Raw genomic sequence first — 1,075 nt, 5'->3', positions numbered from 1 at the left:
GCTCCCGACGCCGAGCTCGCCGACGCCGCGGACGCTCCGGGCGCCGACGCCCCGGCCCAGGCCACCATCATCGACCTGCCGGCCGGTGCGGTCGCGGTCACCGAGGACGGCTCCGCCCCCGAGGGCTACACCGTCAAGGGCAACAAGGACTCCGGTCTCTACCACGTGCCCGGCTCGCAGTGGTACGACAACACCGAGGCCGAGTTCTGGTTTAAGGATGCGGCCGCCGCCGAGGCCGCCGGTTTCCGGCCGGCCGGTGGCGCCGAGAAGCAGCAGGTCGACGAGGCCTGAGCCACCTCGTTCTGCTCCGAAGCCCCGACCCGCCATCGCGCGGGCCGGGGCTTCGGCGTTCGCTGCGTCATACCCTCCCCGGCGCGCCCGTCGCTACCGGGATCGGCACACCCGCTCGTGTACGTTGATGAGCGTGGTCGACGTTGAGATTGCGGCCCCGCGGCAGGCGCTGGAAGAGCATGGCACCCCCCTCGCTCTGGCGATCGCCGACGCCCTCGGGCGGATGGCCGAGACGGATCTGGATCCCGACGAGCGGGCCGGAATCGCGGCCATCGAGGCGCGGCGGGCAGCGCTGCTCGAGGACAACAGTTTCGTCGCCGGGAGCGAAACCCTGACCGTGCACGACGCGACGCGGCTGGCGAGCAAGAAGGTCCGGGAGGCCCGGCTGCTGTTCCGCCTGGTGCGCGCCATCAAGCCGAAGGTGGCCATCGAACTCGGGACCAATATGGGCATCAGCGGCGCCTATCAGGTGCTGGCCCTGAAGCTCGACGGCGATGGCCGGCTGATCACCCTCGAAGGCCACCCGGCCGGGCGGCGGTCGCCCAGGGCACGATCGAGCCCTACGGCAACACCGAGCACTGAGCCCACTCGTCGCCGGTGAGTGGGCTGCGGATCCGGATCGATCTCGCGTATGACGGGACCGACTTCGCCGGGTGGGCCGCCCAGCCGGGACAGCGGACGGTCGAGGGCGAGCTTTCCACTGCGCTGACCACGCTGCTGCGCGCGCCGGCACCGGTCCGGCTCGTCGTCGCCGGCCGCACCGACGCGGGGGTGCACGCCCGCG

General features: G+C 72.3%; 2 protein-coding genes and 1 pseudogene. All 3 read left to right on the top strand.

Annotation, left to right across the window (positions count from 1 at the left end):
- Positions 1–291 (top strand): sunset domain-containing protein (locus tag BN11_RS18045; protein WP_456152341.1); only part of this gene is annotated, 291 nt, incomplete at its 5' end.
- 133 nt (positions 292–424) lie between these two features.
- Positions 425–892, top strand: coding sequence for an O-methyltransferase (locus BN11_RS18040; protein WP_157044263.1), 468 nt, complete (start codon positions 425–427; stop codon positions 890–892).
- A gap of 5 nt (positions 893–897) precedes the next feature.
- A pseudogene (locus BN11_RS24300) lies at positions 898–1,075 on the top strand (tRNA pseudouridine(38-40) synthase TruA); the annotation flags it as partial.

This window comes from Nostocoides australiense Ben110 (genome assembly GCF_001050535.1).
GTDB classification, from domain to species: Bacteria; Actinomycetota; Actinomycetes; order Actinomycetales; family Dermatophilaceae; genus Nostocoides_A; species Nostocoides_A australiense.
Note: the sequence above shows the minus strand (reverse complement) of the source record. Positions and strands in the feature narration are given on the sequence as shown.